The 16,729-nt window shown below is 66.7% G+C and carries 17 protein-coding genes and 3 tRNA genes; 14 read left to right on the top strand and 6 right to left on the bottom strand.

Translation table 11 applies throughout. From position 1 onward, the window contains the following. Nucleotides 1-43: 43 nt before the first annotated feature. Complete coding sequence (locus tag ACPXCG_RS16110) at nucleotides 44-1,285, top strand: hypothetical protein (RefSeq protein WP_425792986.1); 1,242 nt, start codon at nucleotides 44-46, stop codon at nucleotides 1,283-1,285. 27 nt (nucleotides 1,286-1,312) lie between these two features. Here the strand turns inward: ACPXCG_RS16110 and ACPXCG_RS16105 are convergent, their stop codons facing one another. Beyond that, a complete protein-coding gene (locus ACPXCG_RS16105; protein WP_425792985.1) occupies nucleotides 1,313-1,792 on the bottom strand; it encodes an acyl-CoA thioesterase in 480 nt (159 codons plus the stop codon). A 247-nt stretch (nucleotides 1,793-2,039) separates the two neighbouring features. Between ACPXCG_RS16105 and ACPXCG_RS16100 the strand changes: the two genes are divergently transcribed. Then, nucleotides 2,040-2,981, top strand: coding sequence for an alpha/beta hydrolase (locus tag ACPXCG_RS16100; RefSeq protein ID WP_425793462.1), 942 nt, complete (start codon nucleotides 2,040-2,042; stop codon nucleotides 2,979-2,981). Nucleotides 2,982-3,006: 25 nt separating this feature from the next. Here the strand turns inward: ACPXCG_RS16100 and hisC are convergent, their stop codons facing one another. Continuing rightward, nucleotides 3,007-4,071 (bottom strand): histidinol-phosphate transaminase, encoded by a 1,065-nt coding sequence (hisC, locus tag ACPXCG_RS16095; protein WP_425792984.1) that lies wholly within the window; start codon nucleotides 4,069-4,071, stop codon nucleotides 3,007-3,009. 109 nt (nucleotides 4,072-4,180) lie between these two features. Between hisC and ACPXCG_RS16090 the strand changes: the two genes are divergently transcribed. Then, nucleotides 4,181-4,269, top strand: a tRNA-Ser gene (locus tag ACPXCG_RS16090). Between the two features lie 100 nt (nucleotides 4,270-4,369). Next, nucleotides 4,370-4,442, top strand: a tRNA-Arg gene (locus ACPXCG_RS16085). 39 nt (nucleotides 4,443-4,481) lie between these two features. Here the strand turns inward: ACPXCG_RS16085 and ACPXCG_RS16080 are convergent. Beyond that, entirely contained in the window at nucleotides 4,482-5,357 is an 876-nt protein-coding gene (locus ACPXCG_RS16080) for a bile acid:sodium symporter family protein (protein ID WP_425792983.1), read from the bottom strand. 146 nt (nucleotides 5,358-5,503) lie between these two features. On the opposite strand from ACPXCG_RS16080, the gene ACPXCG_RS16075 reads away from it, so the two are divergent. The 5 genes from ACPXCG_RS16075 (at nucleotide 5,504) to ACPXCG_RS16055 (ending at nucleotide 10,159) form a co-directional block, all read left to right on the top strand. Next, nucleotides 5,504-5,926 carry an NUDIX hydrolase gene (locus tag ACPXCG_RS16075; protein ID WP_425792982.1) on the top strand — a complete coding sequence of 141 codons (423 nt, stop codon included), beginning with the start codon at nucleotides 5,504-5,506 and terminating at the stop codon, nucleotides 5,924-5,926. A 101-nt stretch (nucleotides 5,927-6,027) separates the two neighbouring features. Beyond that, nucleotides 6,028-6,840, top strand: coding sequence for an aquaporin Z (gene aqpZ, locus ACPXCG_RS16070; protein ID WP_425792981.1), 813 nt, complete (start codon nucleotides 6,028-6,030; stop codon nucleotides 6,838-6,840). A 72-nt stretch (nucleotides 6,841-6,912) separates the two neighbouring features. Further along, nucleotides 6,913-8,610 (top strand): cation:proton antiporter, encoded by a 1,698-nt coding sequence (locus ACPXCG_RS16065; protein ID WP_425792980.1) that lies wholly within the window; start codon nucleotides 6,913-6,915, stop codon nucleotides 8,608-8,610. 110 nt (nucleotides 8,611-8,720) lie between these two features. Beyond that, nucleotides 8,721-9,455 carry a hypothetical protein gene (locus ACPXCG_RS16060; RefSeq protein WP_425792979.1) on the top strand — a complete coding sequence of 245 codons (735 nt, stop codon included), beginning with the start codon at nucleotides 8,721-8,723 and terminating at the stop codon, nucleotides 9,453-9,455. 80 nt (nucleotides 9,456-9,535) lie between these two features. Beyond that, complete coding sequence (locus tag ACPXCG_RS16055) at nucleotides 9,536-10,159, top strand: putative glycolipid-binding domain-containing protein (protein ID WP_425792978.1); 624 nt, start codon at nucleotides 9,536-9,538, stop codon at nucleotides 10,157-10,159. A gap of 1 nt (nucleotide 10,160) precedes the next feature. Here ACPXCG_RS16055 and ACPXCG_RS16050 read toward each other — a convergent pair whose 3' ends face one another. Next, nucleotides 10,161-11,135: a prephenate dehydrogenase gene (locus tag ACPXCG_RS16050; protein WP_425792977.1), complete on the bottom strand. Its 975-nt coding sequence runs from the start codon at nucleotides 11,133-11,135 to the stop codon at nucleotides 10,161-10,163. A gap of 92 nt (nucleotides 11,136-11,227) precedes the next feature. Between ACPXCG_RS16050 and ACPXCG_RS16045 the strand changes: the two genes are divergently transcribed. The 5 genes from ACPXCG_RS16045 to ACPXCG_RS16025 all read left to right on the top strand — a co-directional run bounded on the left by ACPXCG_RS16045 (nucleotide 11,228) and on the right by ACPXCG_RS16025 (nucleotide 13,225). Continuing rightward, nucleotides 11,228-11,773 carry a tRNA adenosine deaminase-associated protein gene (locus tag ACPXCG_RS16045; RefSeq protein ID WP_425792976.1) on the top strand — a complete coding sequence of 182 codons (546 nt, stop codon included), beginning with the start codon at nucleotides 11,228-11,230 and terminating at the stop codon, nucleotides 11,771-11,773. 41 nt (nucleotides 11,774-11,814) lie between these two features. After that, a complete protein-coding gene (locus tag ACPXCG_RS16040) occupies nucleotides 11,815-12,255 on the top strand; it encodes a nucleoside deaminase (protein ID WP_425793461.1) in 441 nt (146 codons plus the stop codon). A 124-nt stretch (nucleotides 12,256-12,379) separates the two neighbouring features. Beyond that, the gene (locus ACPXCG_RS16035; protein ID WP_425792975.1) at nucleotides 12,380-12,649 is read left to right on the top strand and encodes a hypothetical protein; all 270 of its coding nucleotides are present in this window, start codon (nucleotides 12,380-12,382) and stop codon (nucleotides 12,647-12,649) included. 110 nt (nucleotides 12,650-12,759) lie between these two features. Further along, on the top strand, nucleotides 12,760-12,969 hold the full coding sequence (locus ACPXCG_RS16030) for a CsbD family protein (protein WP_425792974.1): 210 nt from the start codon (nucleotides 12,760-12,762) through the stop codon (nucleotides 12,967-12,969). Nucleotides 12,970-13,137: 168 nt separating this feature from the next. Beyond that, nucleotides 13,138-13,225 (top strand) — tRNA-Ser (locus ACPXCG_RS16025). 148 nt (nucleotides 13,226-13,373) lie between these two features. Here the strand turns inward: ACPXCG_RS16025 and nuoN are convergent. Both nuoN and ACPXCG_RS16015 read right to left on the bottom strand, forming a co-directional pair. After that, nucleotides 13,374-15,077 carry an NADH-quinone oxidoreductase subunit NuoN gene (nuoN, locus tag ACPXCG_RS16020; protein WP_425792973.1) on the bottom strand — a complete coding sequence of 568 codons (1,704 nt, stop codon included), beginning with the start codon at nucleotides 15,075-15,077 and terminating at the stop codon, nucleotides 13,374-13,376. Then, nucleotides 15,074-16,729 carry an NADH-quinone oxidoreductase subunit M gene (locus ACPXCG_RS16015; protein WP_425792972.1) on the bottom strand — a complete coding sequence of 552 codons (1,656 nt, stop codon included), beginning with the start codon at nucleotides 16,727-16,729 and terminating at the stop codon, nucleotides 15,074-15,076. The genes nuoN and ACPXCG_RS16015 overlap by 4 nt, the downstream gene beginning before the upstream one ends.

Here is a 16,729-nt window from a genome sequence, read left to right as displayed (position 1 = left end):
ACGTCCGGACGGTGACCGGACGGGGAAATCGAGGGACATCCGCATGGTCGACAACCGGCGTCGTGGTCTCCCGGCCACGGGCACGACGAGTGACGAGATCCGGTCGTGGTGCGACCAGTCGCGCCTGCCCGGTGATCGCCCCGAACTGTCCGACACCGCAGCGATTCTCATCGCTGCCGGGTTCTTGACACCATCCGGCCGGGCCATCCTGGTGCGGCGCATCTCCACAGGCCTGCCGGTGCCCGTGCTCCACAGCGGGTTCGGCGACCTCCGGCGGTTGGGCCGCGCGATCGCGCAGAGTGAGCATCAGCTGGCCAACCCGATGATGCCGAGCGTGGTGGCAGCGGTGATGCGCAATCGCGTGAACGGTCTGCATCGCCGGCGCGACGACGCTCGGAAACTGATCGTGACGGCCAAGGGAGTGTTCGCCGGCGGCACCCGGGCCATCCGGCGCGAGCGCCGCGAGAACGTGTACCTCGAGATCGAGGAGCGCGAACGGCTGTTCGCCGGGCTGATGTGCACCCCGACCCCCGACGCGAACACATCGGGCTACATGCGCCGGGCCGGTACTGCAGCCATGGATCGCCTCGCGGGCGTTGTGGGCCAGGTCGCCGCGAAGTCGGGTTATCCGCAGGCCGGCGAGTGGGCCAACCAGATCCTGGTGCCCGATCAGGAGGGTGCCTCGACGGCACCGCTCGGTACCCCGGGGTCGGTGACCTTTGTCGACGGTTACGAGACGCTGTTGTTCGTCGCGGGTCATTTCTACGACCGGATCGTGCGAAACCCTGCCTGGTTGTCCGACCATTTCGAGATCCAGCGCACGCAGGTGAATCTCCATGCCGAGCTGGCCGAGATCGCCGCCGACGTGATCGCGCTGCGCGCCGTGCGGATCGACCTCGATCGCGCCAAGCGCAACGGCGGGTTCGATCGGTCGTTCGCCGAGCACATCGACCGCCGGGAGGCCGCGCTGCGTCCCGTGTGGACCGAACTGATCGACCGGGCGCAGGCCCTCGGCGAGGTGGCCGCCGTCGTGGAATCGGCCGCGGTGGAACTGCGGGTGCTCGCCGAATACGACCGCGCCAGCACGATCGACGACCGGATCGACGATCTCATCGCGCGCTCGGGTGACCGGGAGATCTCGGTGGACAACGCCAAGCGACTCACCGAACAGGTTCGCAGCGGCGAGGAGCAACTGCGGATCTATCGGGATGTGTTGCAGGGCAATATCGCCCGGATCTCACCGGCGGTACCGCGGGAACTCCCGGCCCGCTACGAGCCGTCCTGATCTCCGCCCGCGCCCGGTGTCGGCGACTCACCGCGACCAGGACCGCAGATACTCCTTCTCCGTCGGTGTGAGTCGGCGCAGAGTGTGCGCCTCGACGTCGACAACAGCCATCTGTGTACTCGCCACGCAGGCCGCCTTCACCGACGGTTCGTCACGGGAGGCGCGGATCTCGTAGCCGATGGTGAAGTCGACCGACCGCGACCCCTTGATCCACATGCCGATCCGTAGCGGCGAGTCGTCGTGCCGCAGCTGACGCTGATACCGGATCTCGACGTGCACGATCATCGCACTCTTGATCAGCGGGACGTATTGTTCGCCGGCGGAGAGCAGCCATTCGATGCGCGCCTCCTCCATGAGGGTCACCATGCGCGCATGGTTGATGTGACCGAACGCGTCCATGTCCGACCAGCGAACGCCCACCTCGGCCACGAATGCGAAGCCACCCGGGCCGAGTCCTGCACCGGTCTCGGCAGCGGTGCCATCGGGATCGTCGGGGGCCGGAGTCATCGCATCCGCCTTTCGGGAGGTCGTCGAACAGTGGTCGTATCCGCACCGAACCCGATCTTGGGGTTACGCGAGACGGTTACTCATCAGTACTCTGTCAGGAGGAGGATGCGGTGCCAGGGGGAAACCGCACTATCGATGTTTGCGATGCCCGCGACGATGACGTCGGCGGGTGGATGCAGCCGTGGTGTGTGCAGTGAGGGAGAAAATGCGGAAGTCGAGCCGTTGGGCGGTGGTGGTCGCCTCATTGATGGTCGCTGTGGTCGGTACGTCGGGGGTGGCGCACGCCGACGACCTCAAGGCGGCCCAGATCTCGAAGTCGGCGAAGCTGAGCCCGGAGCGGACCGACATCTGGGTGAAGTCACCGGCCATGGGCGGCAAGGTCAAGGTGTCCGTGCTGACCCCTCGTTACAGCAGCGGTCCGCGCTCGACCGTCTACCTGCTCGACGGGGCAGACGCCGGTGAAGACGTCAGCGACTGGATCACCAAGGGCCGGGCGGGCAAGTTCTTCGCCGACAAGAACGTCAACGTGGTCCTGCCCACCGGCGGTGCCGGCAGCTTCTACACCAACTGGGTGCACCGCGACGCCAAGCTCGGCAAGCCCCAGTGGGAGACCTTCCTCGCCAAGGAACTGCCGCCGCTGATCGACGCCAAGTTCGACGGCACCGGCCGCAACGCCGTCATCGGGCTCTCGATGGGCGGCCAGTCGGCCTTCACGCTGGCGTTCCGGCATCCGAGTCTCTACTCGGGAATCGCCTCGCTGAGCGGATGCCCGCCGGTGTCCGGCCCGGTGAACGAGAGCTATGTGCGCACCACCGTCGCGAAGTCCGGCGGTGATGCCACCAACATGTGGGGTCCGTTCGGCTCCGCCAATTGGGACTCGCACGATCCCAGCAGGCACCTCGACAAGCTACGCGGCAAGAACATCTTCATCTCCGCGGGCTCCGGCGCGGTCGGCCCACTCGACCTCACCGCGCCCTATGACCCCAAGGACGGCCCACGGTCGGCCGTCACCGCGGCCGGCTCGGCCCTGGAGCTCGGTGCGTGGCGTTGCTCGCTCGAGTTCGCCGCGACCCTGCGGGCACACAACGTCCCGTTCACCGACGGATTCCGGGTCATCGGTACCCACAACTGGGTCTACTGGGAGCGGGATCTGCCGGTCGCCTGGCCGACCATCTCGCGGGGCCTCTAGCCGGGCGGGTTCATCTGCCGGTGGGTCAGGCTTTCTGGCTCCACTGTTCGGCGAAGCGCAGGAAGGTGTCGTCCTCGGCGGGGTTGGTGACCGTGACCCGGACGCCGTCCCCGGCGAACGGCCGCACCACCACTCCGGCGTCGACGGCTGCCCCGGCGAAATCCATCGTTTCGTCGCCGAGTTCGAGCCAGACGAAGTTGGCCTGCGAATCGGGCACGCGATATCCCAGTTCGCGGAGTCGGCCGGTCACCCGGGTGCGTTCGGCCACCACGGCCTCGGTGCGTGCCAGCAGTTCGTCCCCGGCCTCGAGGCACGCCGACGCGGCATGCTGGGCGAGGCTGTTTACCGAGAACGTGACGTGCACCTTCCGTAAGGCGGTGATCACCTCGGGATCGCCGATCGCGTAGCCGACCCGGAGGCCGGCCAGCCCGTAGGCCTTGGAGAAGGTCCGCAGGACCACCAGGTTGCGGAACTCGCGGCAGAGTTCCACCGCGTCGTAGGCCTCGGTGGGGCCGAGCCGCAGGTATTCGAAATACGCCTCGTCGAGCGCGACGATGATGTCGGATGGCACCGCGTGCAGGAACTCCCGTAACGCGTCCGCCTCGACGACGGTGCCGGTCGGATTGTTCGGGTTGCAGACAAAGATCAGTCGCGTGCGGTCGGTGATCGCCGCGACCATCGCGGGCAGATCATGGACGAGATCAGGTGTCAGCGGCACCTGGACCGGCGTCGCGCCGGTCACCCGCGTCGCGAGCGGGTAGGACTCGAACGAACGCCACGCGAACAGCACCTCGTCACCGGGGCCGCTGGTGATCGTGATCAGGTTCTGGCAGAGGGCCACCGAGCCACAGCCCACCTGTACCTGATCCTCGGTCACCCCGAGCTTCTTCGCCAGGTTGGCGGTCAGCTCGACCATGCCGTTGTCGGGATAACGGTTCGCGGACCCGGCAGCCGTGATGATCGCGTCGAGGACACTGGGCAGCGGTCCCTCGGTGACCTCGTTGCTCGCCAGCTTCACGGCGCCGGGAAAGGTCTTGCCGGGCACGTAGGCGGGCAGATCGTCGAGGTCTGGACGGATGCGCAGGGTCACCCGTCAAATGTAGGTGCACCGCACGTGAACGGCCAAAATGGTCGCGGTTTGCTTCCCGCTGCGCGGAGTGTGTAATCTTTCGCTTCGGCAGTTCGAAAGGACTCCGCGAGGAGGCGTGCCAGAGCGGCCGAATGGGACTCACTGCTAATGAGTTGTCTCGCTAACACGGGACCGGAGGTTCAAATCCTCTCGCCTCCGCCGAACCGCAGTCGCGCCGACTGTGGAAACGCTCTGCTGTCTCCGACAGTGGGGGAACGGCTCTGCTGTCTCCGACAGCGGGGAAACAACTGAAGACCACGCGCCCGTAGCTCAACGGATAGAGCATCTGACTACGGATCAGAAGGTTTGGGGTTCGAATCCCTACGGGCGCACAGAGTGAGAACCCCGGCTCCGGCCGGGGTTCTCGCGTTTCAGGGGGCCTCGACCGTCGTCTGCATCCGCCCGATCCTCGTGACCACCACGCCGAAGATGATCGCGAGGGGGAACATCACGATCCCGTAGACGGCCGGGGCCACCGACATCTCGGAGCTGTCGAGCACGGTGAGCGTGACGGCGAGCGCGAGGGTCGCGTTGTGCAATCCGATCTCGAACCCGCCTGCGATGCACTGCGCGGCGGACATGCCCGCAAGTCGGGGGATCACGTATCCGATGGTGAGCGACAGGGCGCAGAAGATCGCGGTCACCGCGCCCGCCTCGGCGGCATACTCCAACGCCCGATCCTCACCGAGCAGCGCGCCGAGGACCACCACCACGATCAGGATCACCGAGGCGATCCGTACCGGCCGGTCGGCGCGGTCGGCGAAGGTGGTGGCACGGGCGCGGACGAGCATGCCCAGCGCCACCGGGATCAGCACCAGGGCGAAGATCTGCAGCATCTTGGTCGGCTGCACACCGATGTTGTCGGCGGAATCCAGGAACCACGCTGCGGAGAGATTGACCACGATCGGCAACGTGACGAGCGCGAGGATCGAGTTCAGGGCGGTGAGGGTGATGTTGAGGGCGACGTCCCCGTGGAACAGGTGACTGTAGAGGTTCGCGACGGTGCCACCCGGTGCGGCGGCGAGGGTCATCAACCCCATGGCGAGCAGCGGTTGCAGACCGAAGGCGGTCGCGAGCCCGAAGCCGATCAGCGGGAGCAGCACGACCTGGCAGCCGAGGATGATCACGACCACCCGGGGATTCTTCGCGACGCCCCGGAAGTCGGCGACCGAGAGCGACAGGCCCAGCCCGAACATGATGACGGCCAGGGCGATCGGCAGCCCGACTGTCGCGAACGACGATTCCATCCCGGCCCCCTCGCGTACGCCGATGCGCGCTGTTCCGTGCCCGGTCGCCCCGTGTGCGACTCTGCCATACCGATTGTCGGAAATGGGTGTTCCCGATAGAACCGCATGCTGCCCGGCTCGGGGCACGGCGCAGTAACATCTCCGGGGTGCCGGGCCCGTCGACCATCGTCGTGAGTGGTGTCGTCGTCCGTGATGGCGGCGGCCTTTTGCTCACCGTGCGCAAACGCGGGACGCGGCGGTTCATGCTGCCCGGAGGTAAGCCCGAACGCGGTGAATCGGCGGTTGCGGCGGCAGTTCGGGAATGTGCCGAGGAGATCGGACTCGGAGTGGACACGTCCCGATTGCGTGAATGGGGACGGTTTCGGTCGGCAGCTGCCAATGAGGCCGGATGGGACGTGGTCGCAACGATTTTCGAGGCCGATGTGATCGATCAGGAAATCATCCCGACGGCCGAGATCGACGAGATCCGGTGGCTGGACGTCGATGCCGAAATGATGCCCGACGATCTCGCGCCATTGCTTGTCGACCATGTCATTCCGGAACTGCGGAGGGCCGGTCACGATTCTTGACCGGATATCACAGTTTTCGCAGCATTCACCGAAATTCGCCTCCTTTCGGTTACCGTGTGCACGCGGGGGGACCTATGCGCGGACCTAGTGAAAGGATCAGCATGACCTCTCCATCGCCTGCGGCGAAACTCGCAGCGGAGTTCTTCGGTACCTTCTGGCTGGTGTTCGGTGGTTGTGGTAGCGCGATATACGCCGCAAAGCAGATAGCGCAATCCGACGACGGACAGAGCACTTATCAGGTCGGCATCGGATTCCTCGGTGTCGCACTCGCATTCGGCCTCACCGTGGTGACCATGGCATATGCGGTCGGGCACATCTCGGGTGCGCATTTCAATCCGGCGATCACGCTCGGCGCGGCCGTGGGTGGGCGTCTCCCCTGGAGGGAATTGCCCGGATACTGGATTTCCCAGGTCCTCGGCGGTCTCCTCGCGGGGCTGATTCTCTTTGTGATCGCCAAAGGCCAACCCGGTTTCGACGCCACCGGCAACATGGCTGCCAACGGATATGGCGAGCATTCGCCGAGTAATTACAATCTGACCTCGGTCATCATCGCGGAGATCCTGCTCACGGCCTTCTTCCTCATCGTGGTGCTCGGTGCCACCGACGGCCGTGCGCCCAAGGGTTTCGGACCGCTGGCAATCGGCCTGAGTCTCACGCTGATCCACCTCATCTCCATCCCGATCAGCAACACCTCGGTGAACCCGGCCCGCTCGACGGGCGTCGCCTTCTTCAACGGCAACGGGGCCCCCGGGCAGTTGTGGGTGTTCTGGGTCGCGCCACTGGTAGGCGGCATCATCGGCGGTCTGATCTATCCGTTGCTGTTCGAGAACGGGAAGTTCGCGTTCGGTAACCGCGCGGCCGCCACCGACGGCACCGACGTCGACCGCACCGACGTCGACCGCACTACGGCGTAGCGAACGGGTGGGGCGGCCCGTCCGCGTCGCCCCACCCGACCAAATAGTCCGTGGCCTGGGAGAATCCCGGCCATGGAACTGCTCATCCTGGTCCTCGTCGGCGCGATCATCGTCACCGCGATCGCCGATCGCCGGGGGATGCAGCCGGCCCTGATCATCATCGTGATCGCGCTGGCGGTCTCGTTCATCCCGGGAATGCCACGTGTCGAACTCGATTCGCACATCCTGCTGACGGTGGTGTTGCCGCCGCTGCTGTACTCGGCGGCGCTGGGTTTCTCGTTCCCGAGTTTCCTGCGCAACCTGAAGCCCATCCTGGGGCTCGGCGTCGCGATGGTCGTCATCACGGCGCTGGCGGTTGGGTGGGTGGCCTCGCTGGTCATCCCCGAGTTCACCTTCATGCTGGCACTGCTGCTGGGCGCGATCGTCGCGCCACCGGACGCGGTGACCGCCGTGGCCATCGGCCGCAAGCTGGGCCTGCCGAAGCGCCTGATGACCATCCTGACCGGGGAGAGCCTCGTCAACGACGCCGCTGCGCTGTCGCTGTTCGCGATCGCCATCTCGCAGATCGCCGACACCCACTCGTTCATCGAGAATCCGCTGGTGCTGTTCGGTTACAACGCGGTGCTCGGCCCGATCGTCGGGGCCGTTCTCGGCATGCTGACGCTGTGGATCCGTCGGCACCTGCAGAATCCGGCGCTGGAGACGGTGCAGGGCTTCGTGGTGCCGTTCGCCGCTTTCCTGGCGGCCGAGCACCTGCACGCCTCGGGCGTGCTGGCCGTCGTGATCGCCGGTTTCGTGGTGGGTTCCGGTTCGGTGCACGCGGGCTATCAGACCCGGTTGCAGGAGCGATACGTCTGGAACTCGGTCGACGTGTTGCTCGAGGCTTTCGTGTTCGCCTACATCGGGCTCCAGATGAGATTCATCATCACCGACCTCCGCGACGCGCGGGAGTCGTTGGTGCACATCGCGATGGCGTCGCTGTTGGTGCTGGTGGTGGTGCTGGCGATCCGACCCATCTGCGTGTTCGCGATGTTCGGCCGAGGTGCGCTGAGCCGCCGGATCGACAGTGCCGTCAACATTGAGGTGCCCGCCAACCCGCGCCGCTCGGTCCGGCGCGCCCGTGATCCGGCCCGACCGCCCGGGCGTCGTCGACGATGGTCCGAGCGGATCGATCACCGTCCGCTGACCTGGCAGGAATCGACCGTCGTCGCGTGGACCGGCATGCGTGGCGTGGTCACCTTGGCGGCCGCCTCGGGCATCCCGGTCACCATGGCCTCGGGTGCGCCGTTCCCGGAGCGGTCGGCGATCCAGGCGATCGCCTTCGTCGTCGCGGTCGGGACCATCCTCATTCAGGGGGCGACGCTGCCGTGGATGATCGCGCGACTACATCTTCGCAACGAGGACGAGGAACGCTACGACCACGACCAGACCGCGCGGACGGAGGAGGTGGTGCACTCCGCCGCCGATCAGGTCATCATGGATTTCGTCGACAGCCCGCCCAGCGGACTCGATGCGGCGACCGTCGCCTTCATCATGGAGACGGTCTCCCGTCAGGCCCGCGACGCCGAGGAGATGCCCGACCCGGAAGCGCACACCGCCCGCAACGACGCCTTCGCCACGCTCTATCGCTCGGTGCTGAACGCGCAGCGGGAGGCCCTGGTCGCCGACCGGGACGCCGGCAATCTCGAGGACGAAGCGGTCCGCGCGATGCTGGAACGCCTCGACCTGCAGGAAGCCGGCCTGTCGGCGCGTCTGGAGAGCCGCCTCTAGATCTCCCGGCAGACGCCGCCACGCGGTCGTCGTACTGTCGGAGGTGCGGGTGTGCGCACCCGCTTCCGGCGAGAGCCGGAGTGGGCGACGCGACGGAACTGGAGGCGAGGATGGGACAACCCAGCGGGCCGCCACCGCGTGCGGGTGACCGTCCGCCGCCGGACGATCTCTACCGAATCCCGCTCTACCCCCACCTCTACCCGCCGCTCGGTTACACGCCGGACGGCCGGCCGATCTTCGTGCCCGGGGAGCAGGACCGGCCGCCGGCGCCCGAGGGCATGCCGGGCGCCCCCGACTCCGGTCTGCCGACCACCGATGACGCCCCGAGACCCGCTGCGAGCGCCCGGTCGTCGGATCGCCGTCTCGTCGGTGTGCTGGCGATCGTGGCGGTGGCGGCGCTCGGGCTCTTGGCCATGACAGTGGGCCGCGCGGCGCTGCGCGATGATCCGCAACCCGCGGCGGACCAGCAACTCCCCGTGGTCATCACCCAACTCCCCACCCAGATGCCCACGCAGATGCCCACCGCCCCACCCGGCGGCGACCCCGATGAGGTGCCGGGAGGCCCGAACTCGCCGGCGTCGCCGGTCGGCAAGGAGATCGTCTACGAGGTGACCGCCTCGAGCCCGACCACCATCCTCTACGTCGACGCCGAAGGGCTGCGCACCAGGATCGGCGCGCCGACCACCTGGACGGTCAGCTTCACCGGTACGGCCAATCCATTGCGGGTCCTGGTCCTCGCCGGAGACGGCGACGCGCAGTGCCTGATCAAGGTCGCCGGCCGGCCGGTGGCCGCTGATCGCATCACCGCGCAGTCGCCGCGGCGAACCGTTTCCTGTCGTGCCTGAGTGACCGTCGTCACCGGTCGACGTCCTGCATCGTGCGCATCGACTGTGTGCCGAGGCACTCTGGTCGCTACCGTAGATCTGTGAGTTCTTCCCAGACAGCCTCAGGCGGCACGACCCCACCGGACGGCATCACGCCGTCGGCCGATCTCAAGACGATGATCACGTGGCGCGGCGAGTCCTCTGACCGGCTCGAACAGGTTCGCCTGCACGTGACCGGCGCGCGCATCAAGGCATATGGCCGGATCATCGCGGCCGCCTCGGACAAGCATGAGGCGTTCTCGGCGTCGTACGAACTCGTCACCAACGACAGCGGCGTGACCAGGCGTCTGTCGGTTCACCTGCTGCGTGCGAGTGGCGAAACACAACTGGGCATCACCCGTGACGGACAGAACAACTGGCTCGTGCAGACGCCCGAGGGCACCATCAGCAGCGACTTCAACGGCGCCGAGGATGTCGACCTCGCGTTGTCGCCGATGTTCAACGCCCTGCCGATCCGTCGGCACGGCTTGCAGAACGGCTCCGGCGAGATCGAGGTGCCGGTGGCCTACCTCTATCTCCCGGCCGGCACGGTCGAGCCCGCGACGCTGCATTACACGGCGAGCGAGGACTCGATCGCGGTGGTCTCGCCCGTCGTCACCTCGACGTTGACCGTCGACGGCAACGGATTCGTGGTGGACTACGCCGGGCTGGCCACCCGGGTCTGAATCACCCGACCCAGACCCTCGCCTGATGCGCCTGCCGTCGTAGTTCCTCCGCCCACCCGGCCTCGCCGACCGTGACGCCGGTGATCGGTGCCGGGGCGGTGCCGGCGATCGCCTCGTAGGCTGATCGCGCGCGGTGGCCGTCGTCGACGACGACCTCGACGGTGCCCTTGTCCCGAAGCTCGTCACGTGTCGCGATCAATCGGTCGATCGTCTCGCTCAGCACGTTCAGCAGGGCGATGCCGTTGGCCTCCAACATCGCTCGCTGCAGCGCCGGTGAGGTGCCCGCCACCCGCGTGCCGTCGCGGAAGCTGCCGGCCGCGAGACGCAGTGCCAGGTCGCTCTCTCCCGCCCCGACCGCAGCGGTGGCCGCGGCCGTCAGATGCGGCAGATGAGAGATCGCGGCGACCGCGCGATCGTGCGCCCCGGCTGCCGCCGGCACCACGAATGCGCCGGCGGACCGAGCGATGGCGGCCACCGCCAGCCAGTCGTCGGGGTCGGTGTGGTCGTCGGTGGTCACCATCCACATCGCATCGCGAAACATATCGGGATCTGTTGCCACCCAACCAGATTGGCTGGTGCCCGCCATCGGGTGACTGCCCACGTAGCGCACGCCGGGAGCCAGCCGCGCCACCGACTCGGCGACCGCCTGCTTGACGCTGATGACGTCGGTGAGCAGACAGTTGGCGGCGTGCTCGGCGATCGCCGGCAGCAGGTCGTCGATGGTGGTGACCGGCGTCGCCAGCACGACGATCGCGCCGTCGGCGGCGGCCTGTCGCAATGTCGCCGTGAGATCGGTGGAGGCGCGATAGCCGGCCGTCGTCGCGGCCGCCACCGTCTCGCCGGACCGGTTGTAACCGAATGCCGATCGGCCCGCGTCCTGCAGCCTGCGCAGCAGTGAACCGCCGATCAGTCCGAGTCCGAGTACACAGACCGGGGGGCCGGCGGACGGGTCGGGGTGGGTCGGCGCGGCAGTCACCCGTTCAGATTCCCATATGGGCCCGATCCGGTGAACAGCGAGCCGGGGACCGAGACTTGGGTGACCCGCGGATTGCGGCTACGGTGACCTGCATGGCAGGTGCCGGCGCAGGTGTATCAGGTGGTTCGAGCAAGCAGGACGTCACCGACGAGATCGAGGGTTTCGCAGTGGCGGTGGTACGCGAGGACGGTGCGTGGAAGGTCAGCGCGCTGAATCCGTCGGCGCTGCTGACCCTCGACGATGCCGAACGCCAGCTTCGTGAGCTGCGCGCCGCGGGTGCGGTGTTCGGTCTGCTCGACGTCGACGACGAGTTCTTCATCGTGGTGCGACCGGGGCCGTCGGGCGCACAGCTGCTGATCTCGGACGCCACCGCGGGCGTCGACTACGACGTCGCGGCGGACACCCTGGACGCCATGAACATCGACGTCCCCGATCTCGATCCCGACGAGCTCGATGACATCGACCCCTGGGAAGAGGGTGATCTCGGCATCCTGGCCGATCTGGGACTGCCGGATGCCGTGATGAGCGTGATCGTCGGGGACACGGACCTCTACGCCGACGAGCAGCTCGGCATGATCGCCGCGCGACTGGGATTCGCCGACGAACTGTCCAAGGTGCTCGATTCGCTGGGGCATTGACTCCGGCGGACGTAGGACCTCCGCGCGCGGTGTGGGAGACCATGATGCGGTCCGCGCTGGCTGCCGCTCACGACGCCGAGCACGACGACGTGCCGATCGGCGCAGTCGTCTTCGACCCCGACGGGATCGAACTCGCACGCGCCGCGAACCGGCGCGAGGCGGACGGCGATCCGACCGCGCACGCCGAAATTCTCGCATTGCGCGCGGCCGCACAGCGTTTCGGTGATGGCTGGCGGTTGCCCGGCTGCACCATCGTGGTGACCGTCGAGCCGTGCACGATGTGCGCCGGGGCGATCACCCTGTCCCGGGTGGATGCGCTCCTCTTCGGCGCATGGGAGCCCAAGACGGGCGCCGTGGGCTCGCTCTGGGATGTGGTCCGCGACCCACGGCTGTCCCACCGGCCACAAGTCGTCGGCGGCATCCTCGAGCCGGACTGCCAGGCCCTGATGATCGATTTCTTCACCGCGCGCCGGGCGGACTGACCGCGGGGCGGCTGCGGGGTCAGAATCAGGGTGGAAATCAGGGTTCGCCTGCGCCGATGCTCTGGCAGATTGGACACATGGGCGCGACACCCGTCGCGTTCGGAGAATCCCCGAGGAGACTGACATGTCCGATCCCAGCGACAAGGTCAACGAGGCACTCGAGACCGTCAAGGGCAAGATCAACGAGTTCGCCGAGAGCGGCAAGGTCCAGGACGCGGTCGGTACGGCCAAGGACAAGATCAACGAGTTCGCGGCGAGCGACACCGTGCAGGGAGCCGTCGGCACTGCCAAGGAGAAGTTCGGGGAGATCGCCGAGAACGAGAAGGTCCAGGACGCCCTCTCGACCGCCAAAGACAAGTTCGACGAGATCAAGACCAAGATCACGGATCACTGACGGGACTCTGACCTGCAGTTCTGGCCGGTCCGGGCCATCCGTGGCACGGTGGGAAGTGCCTTGCAACCGGTGACAACCATGTCCCGGTCACATCAACGAGGAGGCAGTTCATGGGAGTTTCAGACGACGCCAAGAACAAGGCCGAAGAGTTGAAGGGTCGCGGTAAAGAAGCTGCCGGCGATCTCACCGACAATCAGGATCTCAAGGACGAAGGCCGCGGCGACCAAGGTGTCGCGCAAGGCAAGCAGAAGGTCACCGAAGCCGCCGACAAGGTCAAGGGCAAGGTCGATGGCCTCAAGGACAAGCTGACCGGGAATTAGCGCACCAGTTCCCTGCGGGTGCCGAGCGTTCCCGTTCCCTGCGGGTGCCGAGAGTTCCCGTTCCCTGAGGAGTCGAGCGTTCCCCGTTCCCTGAGGAGCGAAGCGTCTCGAAGGGCCCTCTGACCAGCCAATTTAGGGCTGAGCGCGTCCTGCGGTACAGTCTTCCGCGGTGGCGTGTCCGAGCGGCCGAAGGTGCAGCACTCGAAATGCTGTGTGCGGTAACCCCGTACCGAGGGTTCAAATCCCTCCGCCACCGCAGCGAACGGCCCCTCATCTGACCAGATGGGGGGCCGTTTTCGCGTGTGTGAGCCCTTTCGCTTTCCAGATACCTCGATCCGGTCAGATCACCTTGGTTCCGAATGAAGGTGGATTCCGCGAATCGAGGTGAGTGCGGGGCGACTGGATCAGCCCAGGAACTGACCCGCGTCCCGGGCCAGGTCCAGCAGCGGCTGCGGGAAGATTCCCAGCACGATGGTCACCACCGTGCACACGGCGATCGACGACGTCGTCAGCACACTCGGCTTCACGACATGCGGTGCGTCGACCGGCACGTCGGCGAAGAACATCGCGACGATGATCCGGATATAGAAGTAGGCGGCGATCGCGCTGCTGATCACGCCGATCACCACCAGCACTCCGCCGCCGGTGCCTGCCGCCGCCGCGAAGACGTCGAACTTGGCGATGAAACCGCTCGTCAGTGGGATGCCGGCGAAGGCGAGCAGAAACATCGAGAACATCGCGCCGACAAGGGGATAGCGTCTTCCGAGACCGGCCCACTGGGCGATCTCGGTGGCCTCCCGACCCGACAGGTGCGGTCCGGAGACCCGGTCGGGCTCGCGTACCACCGCGACCGTCGCGAAGGCGCCGAAGGTCGAGAACGCATAGGCGGCCAGGTAGAACATCGTCGCGGCGAGGCCCGCGTCGTCGAACGCGACAAGGCCCAGCAGGATGAACCCGGCATGTGTGATCGACGAGTAGGCGAGCATCCGTTTGACGTCGGTCTGCGTGACCGCCATCACGGCGCCGGCCAGCATCGTGGCGATGGCGACCGCCCAGAGCGCCGGTTCCCAATCGCTCTTCAGGTCGGGAAAGCCCACATAGAACACCCGCAGCAAGGCGCCGAAGGCGGCGATCTTGGTGGCCGCAGCCATGAACGCGGTGACCGTGGTGGGGGCGCCCTGGTACACATCGGGAATCCACGAATGGAACGGCACCGCACCGATCTTGAACAACAGGCCGACCGAGAGCAGTCCCAAGGCGATCAGCGGGAGCGTGGTGTCGGTGCCCGGCGCGCCGACGGCCCTGCCGATCTCCCCGAGTTGCAGCGAGCCGGTCGCACCGTAGGCGAACGCGGCGCCGAAGAGGAAGAAGGCCGACGAGAACGCGCCGAGGAGGAAGTACTTGAGCGAGGCCTCCTGTGAGATCAATCGCCGACGACGCGCGAGGCCGCACAGCAGGTACAGCGGCAGCGAGAAGACCTCCAGAGCGACGAACATCGTGAGCAGGTCACCGCACGCCGGGAACAGCATCATGCCACCGACGGCCAGCATGGTGAGGGGGAAGACCTCGGTGGTGATGGCACCGGCCCGGGTGGCCTCGAACTCGGCGTCGGTGTTGGGGACCGATGCGCCCGACGGTGTGAACATGTCGGCGTCGACCGAGTCGAGGGTCGCCTGGGCGGCGGCCCCGGGCCCGTCGCTGACACGAGATCCAGGCGAGTGGCGGGCGGAATCCAATGTGATCGTCGGTGTCGCGACCACCCGTTCGAGTCGTCGCTCGGCCATGAACGCGATCGCCAGGATCGAGACGAGAAGCAGGAGTCCTTGGAGGAAAAGGGTCGGCCGGTCGATGACGACCGAACCCGACATCGCGAACTGGCCGTGGCCCCCGTCCCGTGCCTCCGCGACGGCGACAGCCACCAGCGCGGCAAACGCGGCCGCCAGACCGCCGAGTGCGAGGGTGAGTTGGGTGGGGTAGCGGAACCTGCGGGGCGCGAACGCCTCAACCAGCACGCCGACGACGGCCACCCCGAACACGATCAGCATCGGTGACAACAGGCCGTACTCGATGCTGGGCGGATCGATGGCGGCGAGATACTCGGAGGTCACTTCGGCACCCCTTCTGTCGGCATCCGATCTGTCGGCATCCGATCCGTCGGGACCTGATCCGTCGACACACTGACCGACGGTCGCGGGTCGGGTTCGTGAATGGTGCTCATCGTGTGCGAGACCGCCGGATCGATCAGATCCAGCAACGGTTTCGGATACACCCCGAACACCAGCAGGAGCGCGATCAGCGGGGTCACCACGACGAGTTCCCGGCCGTGCAGGTCACGCATCGACCGGGTCGCCGCTCCCGGCCCCTCCACCTGTCGTGCCGGACCACCCATCATCCGCTGGTAGAGCCACAACACATAGATGGCGGACAGCACCAGCGCGCTCGTCGCCACCACCGCGGCGACCGGGTATCGGGTGAATGTGCCGATCAGGACGAGGAACTCACTGATGAACGGAGAGAGTCCGGGCATGGAGAGGGTGGCGAGACCGGCGACGAGGAAGGTCCCGGCGAGTATCGGGGCGATCTTCTGCACCCCTCCGTAGTCGGCGATGAGGCGGCTGCCACGCCGCGACACCAGGAACCCGGCGATCAGGAACAGTGCGGCAGTGGAGATCCCGTGATTGACCATGTAGAGCGTGGCACCGGTCTGTCCCTGTGTGGTGAGTGCGAAGACACCCAGGATGATGAATCCGAAGTGGGAGATGGACGTGTAGGCGATGAGCCGCATCACGTCGGTCTGCCCGATCGCGAGGATCGCGCCGTAGACGATGCCGATGACCGCGAGCGCCGCGATCAGAGGTGCGAAATACCGTGCGGCATCGGGGAACAGCTGCAGACAGTAGCGCAGCATCGCGAACGTGCCCACCTTGTCGACCACCGCCATCATCAGTACGGCGCTGGACGGGGTGGCGGCCACCGCGGCATCGGGCAGCCACGAATGAAACGGCCACAGCGGCGCTTTCACTGCGAATGCGAACATGAAACCGAGAAAGAGGAGCTTCAGCAGGCCGCCCCCGGCGTCGAGTTGTCCCGACGACACGGCATCGACGACCGTCCGTAGGTCAAAGGTGCCGCCGCCGTCGGATCCGAGACCCGATCGCGCGGTCACCACGTAGAGTCCGATCACCGCGGCCAGCATGATCAGTCCGCCGAACAGGTTGTACAGCAGGAACTTCACCGCTGCGGCGGCCCTGCCTGCACCGGCGCCGAAGCCGCCGATCAGGAAGTACATCGGGATCAGCATGGCCTCGAAAAAGATGTAGAACAGCAGGATGTCGAGGGCGACGAAGCTCATCAGCACCATCGCCTCGACGGCGAGGGTCAGCGCGAGGTAAGTGTGCGGTCCTTTCTGACGGCGTCCGGCCGCATGATCCAGTGACCCGGCATGATCGGCATCGTGCCAGCCGGCCAGGATCAGCAGCGGCAGCAGCACCGCGGTGAGGAGCACCAGCACGAGACCGATGCCGTCGAGGCCGAGAGCGTAGCGAGTGCCGAAGGCGGGAATCCAACTGTGATCCTCGACGAACTGGTAGCGAGCGCCGTCCGGGTCGAAGCCGATGGCGAGACCCAGCGAGACGGCGAAAACGACCACCGAGACCGCAAGGCCCAGCCACTTCGCAACATCTGGGCGGGTACTCGGGATCGCCAGCACCGCAACGGACCCGACCGCTGGTAGCAGCCACAGGATGGTCAACCAGGGCAT

It is taken from the genome of Gordonia sp. DT218 (assembly GCF_049847105.1).
Lineage (GTDB): Bacteria > Actinomycetota > Actinomycetes > Mycobacteriales > Mycobacteriaceae > Gordonia.
The sequence above is the reverse complement of the archived record's forward strand: the minus strand, read 5'-3'. Positions and strand labels throughout refer to the sequence as shown.

Bases quoted from the DNA above. Each gene is read 5' to 3' on its own strand.
- ACPXCG_RS16060 (WP_425792979.1), top strand. From the start codon at position 8,721: ATGGGACAACCCAGCGGGCCGCCACCGCGTGCGGGTGACCGTCCGCCG.
- ACPXCG_RS16100 (WP_425793462.1), top strand. From the start codon at position 2,040: ATGGTCGCTGTGGTCGGTACGTCGGGGGTGGCGCACGCCGACGACCTC.
- ACPXCG_RS16065 (WP_425792980.1), top strand. From the start codon at position 6,913: ATGGAACTGCTCATCCTGGTCCTCGTCGGCGCGATCATCGTCACCGCG.
- ACPXCG_RS16110 (WP_425792986.1), top strand. From the start codon at position 44: ATGGTCGACAACCGGCGTCGTGGTCTCCCGGCCACGGGCACGACGAGT.
- aqpZ (WP_425792981.1), top strand. From the start codon at position 6,028: ATGACCTCTCCATCGCCTGCGGCGAAACTCGCAGCGGAGTTCTTCGGT.
- ACPXCG_RS16040 (WP_425793461.1), top strand. From the start codon at position 11,815: ATGATGCGGTCCGCGCTGGCTGCCGCTCACGACGCCGAGCACGACGAC.
- ACPXCG_RS16080 (WP_425792983.1), bottom strand. From the start codon at position 5,357: ATGGAATCGTCGTTCGCGACAGTCGGGCTGCCGATCGCCCTGGCCGTC.
- ACPXCG_RS16045 (WP_425792976.1), top strand. From the start codon at position 11,228: ATGGCAGGTGCCGGCGCAGGTGTATCAGGTGGTTCGAGCAAGCAGGAC.
- ACPXCG_RS16105 (WP_425792985.1), bottom strand. From the start codon at position 1,792: ATGACTCCGGCCCCCGACGATCCCGATGGCACCGCTGCCGAGACCGGT.
- ACPXCG_RS16015 (WP_425792972.1), bottom strand. From the start codon at position 16,729: ATGCCCTGGTTGACCATCCTGTGGCTGCTACCAGCGGTCGGGTCCGTT.
- ACPXCG_RS16035 (WP_425792975.1), top strand. From the start codon at position 12,380: ATGTCCGATCCCAGCGACAAGGTCAACGAGGCACTCGAGACCGTCAAG.
- ACPXCG_RS16030 (WP_425792974.1), top strand. From the start codon at position 12,760: ATGGGAGTTTCAGACGACGCCAAGAACAAGGCCGAAGAGTTGAAGGGT.